The organism is Terriglobus sp. YAF25, from assembly GCF_052113305.1.
In the GTDB taxonomy this organism is placed as follows: domain Bacteria; phylum Acidobacteriota; class Terriglobia; order Terriglobales; family Acidobacteriaceae; genus Terriglobus.
Window position 1 is genome coordinate 1 of sequence record NZ_JBFRCY010000500.1, and the last position, 4,478, is coordinate 4,478.

Sequence of the window (4,478 nt, forward strand, 5' to 3'; positions counted from 1 at the left end):
GCCGCACCCGGTTTAGAAGCAGACCCATACTTCAGCCCCGACGGCCGCACCCTCTACTTCATCTCCTCACGCAGTACCGGAGCTCTCACCAGCGCAGGCCTGGAGCATTTTCCCTGTAGGTGTAGAGTAGGGCTTCCACATCTATGGGCGTTTTCCGCAATGAAAACGCTGCCGCACTCCTCTTCCGGGATACCCAGCAACAGGGAAAATGCTCTCGACATCTGGATCGCCACCCGCTCAACCTCTGGCACATGGCAAACGCCAACCAAGCTACCCGAACCAGTGAACTCCAACGAAGCGGAGTGGTTCCCCCGCCCCGCCTCCGACGGCTGGCTCGGGAGCAATTCTCCTAAAGGTGTAGAGCGAAGTGCTGGCTGTTTGCGCCGTTTTCCGCAAAGAAAACGGCATTCGCAGAGTTATCCAACACCACAGTATTAGGAGAATTGCTCTACTTCGGCTCCGGCCGCCCTGGAGGATTCGGCAAAGACGACATCTACCGCGCCCGCCAGACACCCAACGGAACCTGGCTCGAGCATTTTCCCTGTCGGTGTAGTCCAGGGCATCCGCATCTATGGGCGTTTTCCGCAATGAAAACGCCACTGCACGCCCCTTTCGGGATACCCAGCAACAGGGAAAATGCTCTAGAAAACGCCGGCCCCGGCCTCAACACCGCCGACGCCGAGTACGAGTTCCTCCCCCCCAACGGACAATGGGGTCTCCACCCCGAACGAAATCAAAGCGCCAGGCAAGCCACCCAGGCTAACCAAAAACTGCACCGCAACCCTAACTCATCACAACCAGATACTGGGTGCCCCTCGATAAGGAAGAAGACTCTGTCAAGGGGTAAGAGGGCGCACATCATTATTCAATGCGAGAGCACCATTGCCCACCTCATGAGTCCATGCCAGAATAGAATAGTAGGCGAAGAAGAGACGAACAAATCCACATTCCTGTGGAGCGCTAGATTCTTCATAGGGGGTTGGCTTTGGGACATCAGACGGTCGAATTATCTGACTCGCTACGCCAGACGATTTCACCCCAAATCACCCAGGCCCACAAATCCAAGTTCGGCCAATTCATGACGCCCGCTAAGGTCGCGACGTTTATGGCGGCCATGTTCCCAAGTTCGACAATCACCCATTGCTCGCTCTTGGATGCTGGCGCTGGGATGGGGGAATCCTCCCTACAAGAAGATCAGCAGTAGTTCGGACCACCGATCGACTATGCGGCGGCTCGGGATCGAAGCGGTCAACTTGTATACGGCGTTCGTTTCACTCTCTTTGGAACTGATGCGACCGGGTGGTCATATCGTAGCGATCATTCCGAGAAGCTTCTGTAATGGTCCTTATTACAAACCGTTTCGGGATCAGATCCTCGAACAAGCTGCTATTAGGCAAATACATCTCTTCGCATCGCGCAACAAGGCTTTCAAGGATGATGATGTTCTTCAGGAGAACGTCATCATTCATTTGGAACGCCGCGGCCAACAAGGCGACGTAAGGATTACAACATCTACGGATGATTCATTTTCCGACCTGGTGGAGCACAGTTATCCGTTCGAGCGGATCGTTTTTCCTAACGATCCCGAACGGTTTATTCATGTACCTACTTCGCCAGAAATGGGGATATTGGAAGGCTCTCCTCAAATTTGCCATTCGCTCGGTGCCATAGGTGTCAGCTTATCGACTGGTCCGGTCGTCGATTTCCGGCTCAAACAATATATCCTCCCCGAGCCTACAAATGGTTCCGCCCCCCTCCTATACGCTGCTCACTTTGTTGGGCAAGACACCATTTGGCCCAGCGATGCAGCCAAGCGTGGGAATGCGATTCTTCGAAATAAGGAGACGGAACGATGGCTATACCCCAATGGCTATTACACAGTTGTTAGGCGCTTCTCCTCAAAAGAAGAGAAGCGCCGCCTTGTGGCAGGCATCGTTCACCCCGATGCCTTCCCGAACGCTGATAAGGTGGGCTTCGAAAATCATCTGAACGTTTTTCATGACAACAAATCTGGTTTGCCGATTGATCTGGCCTATGGCCTTGCCGCGTTTATTAATAGCACGGCTGCAGATGATCATTTCCGGCGTTTCAACGGCCATACGCAAGTAAACGCTACTGACCTGCGGCTAATGCGCTATCCATCGCGGGAAGCCCTAATATCTTTTGGCAAGTGGGCACGATCTAAAGGAACTCTTACACAAGATATGATCGACCGGCAGCTTAATACACTAATCGTATGACCCGTAAAGAACTCTTGAAAGCCGCTCGTGACATTCTCATCTCGCTGGGCCTGCCCCACGCCCAACAAAACGAACGGTCTGCCTTAACTCTGCTCGCTCTTCTAGATTTAAAGCCTGGGACATCTTGGAAGGACGCGAAGAATCCCATGATCGGAATCACGCCGATCATGGATTGGATCGCGAAACATTACAAGAAGGTTTACGCTCCGAACACCCGGGAGACCGTGCGCCGCCAGTCGATCCATCAGTTTCTGGATGCCGGAATTATCCTTCACAATCCTGACGATCCAAAACGCCCACCCAACAGCAAAGACAACGTTTATCAGATTGCCGCTCACACACTCGCTCTAGTACGAACCTTCGGAACACCGGAGTGGCACGGGATGCTAACAGAATTCTTGGCGGAACGACAGACCCTCATCGAAAAGTACGCCCATGAGCGCAATCAGCATCGTGTACCTGTCACGTTGGCGGACGGCAAGACACTAAGCCTTGTACCTGGCGATCACAGCGAACTCATCAAGGCCATTATCGAAGATTTTGCTGAACGGTACGTCCCCGGCGGCCAACTCATCTACATTGGAGATACTGGCGACAAGTGGGGCTATTTTGATGCCGTTCTCCTTTCTTCGTTAGGGATTACAGTTGATATGCACGGCAAGATGCCTGACGTTGTCCTGTACGCCCCTGATCGCAATTGGCTTCTTTTGATCGAGTCAGTCACAAGCCATGGCCCCGTCAATGGGAAGCGACATGCAGAACTCGCAAGACTCTTTGTGGATTCAAAAGCGGGGTTGGTCTATGTCACAGCTTTCCCGACACGGGCTTTAATGAGCAAATATTTAGGAGAGATCGCTTGGGAAACGGAAGTCTGGGTTGCTGACGCTCCATCGCATCTCATCCATTTCAATGGAGAACGTTTTTTGGGGCCATACGAACCAAGCTAAGGCACATATATGAACAGGCGTCCGACAACGCAGGACATTACTTGGTTGCTCGACTTGAACCGGAATAATCAGCTCGACCTTGACCCTCCGTATCAGCGAAAGAGTGTCTGGACGAGCAAAGACCGTCAGTTCTTTTTGGACACCATCTTCCGCGACTATCCAAGTCCGGCGATTTTTCTTCACAAAACCATTGCAGCTGACGGCGGCTCTACATATCACGTCGTCGATGGCAAACAGCGCCTAGAGACCATTTTGCTTTTCGTGAACAACAAGCTCCGAATTTCTAAAGACTTCGGTGACGTACGTCTCAATGGCAAAAACTGGAAGCAGCTAGAAGGCGAAATTGAATTGAAAAAGCGCCTCTGGAACTATCAGATTCCTGTAGAGATGGTCGACATAGTCGAAGGCAACATCGTCAATGAAGTCTTTGACCGGCTCAACCGGAATTCGCGCCGATTGACTGATCAGGAACTCCGTCACGCAAAATTTGAGGGTTGGTTTATCACACTAGCTGAAGCAGAAGAAGAGAATGACAGCTGGAAGAAGCTGGGGATTGTGACGACATCCCGCGCGAAACGTATGGCTGATACCCAATTCATATCGGAGCTTCTGATCGTACTCATCAATGGCGCTCCAGTGGGATTCGATCAAGACGCCATCGATGTCTTTTATGGACGATACGATGACATTGACGAAGTCGAGAATTTCGACGAAGCCCACTTCCGCACCAATCTACTACGAACTAAAGAGTATCTCCTCGAAATGGAAAAGGCGGGAAACGTCGTTACGCGTTACGCCCGCACTTTGGCGAATTTTTATACCCTATGGGGCGTTATCGCGCTCAACCCTGCCGTCTTTCCCAATTCGTCCAATGCTGCGGTAACGGCGCAGAAATATACAGATTTCATGAAGATCGTGGAGTCTTTCTCTGCCGAGAAAGATGCTCCGGCTGGCAGTTTCCCGTCTCTTGCTTCTCAATATCCGTCGCATGCTCTTTATTACGAAAACAGCCGCGGAGCCAGCACTGACCTCAAGCCCCGGCAAGAACGACAGAAACATCTAGCGCAAGCCCTCATCTAAACACGATGAAGATCCCTGCCTCTCTCAGAGAAGCCTACGCAGATCAGCTCACTCGGTACCGTACGCTGCAGAAGCAGGTGGACGACTTCCTGCGCACTCACAAGCGCTCGGGCTGGCACTACGAAAGTCGAGTTAAGGGCGAAGAGAGCTTCACACTGAAAGTCGAATCTGGAAGAGTTAAGGATCCGTTTAATCTGGAGGACTTCTTCGC

Annotated in this window: 4 protein-coding genes; all 4 read left to right on the top strand. The window is 52.0% G+C overall.

The genetic code is table 11. The features are described 5' to 3' along the window. Positions 1-1,154: 1,154 nt before the first annotated feature. Complete coding sequence (locus AB4043_RS18805; RefSeq protein ID WP_442307764.1) at positions 1,155-2,240, top strand: Eco57I restriction-modification methylase domain-containing protein; 1,086 nt, start codon at positions 1,155-1,157, stop codon at positions 2,238-2,240. Further along, positions 2,237-3,187 carry a BsuBI/PstI family type II restriction endonuclease gene (locus AB4043_RS18810; RefSeq protein ID WP_442302409.1) on the top strand — a complete coding sequence of 317 codons (951 nt, stop codon included), beginning with the start codon at positions 2,237-2,239 and terminating at the stop codon, positions 3,185-3,187. Before AB4043_RS18805 ends, AB4043_RS18810 begins: the two co-directional genes overlap by 4 nt. Positions 3,188-3,196: 9 nt before the next feature. Further along, positions 3,197-4,267 carry a DUF262 domain-containing protein gene (locus AB4043_RS18815; RefSeq protein ID WP_442302410.1) on the top strand — a complete coding sequence of 357 codons (1,071 nt, stop codon included), beginning with the start codon at positions 3,197-3,199 and terminating at the stop codon, positions 4,265-4,267. Positions 4,268-4,272: 5 nt separating this feature from the next. Beyond that, the coding region (locus AB4043_RS18820; RefSeq protein ID WP_442307765.1) for a hypothetical protein at positions 4,273-4,478 on the top strand (206 nt) is incomplete at its 3' end.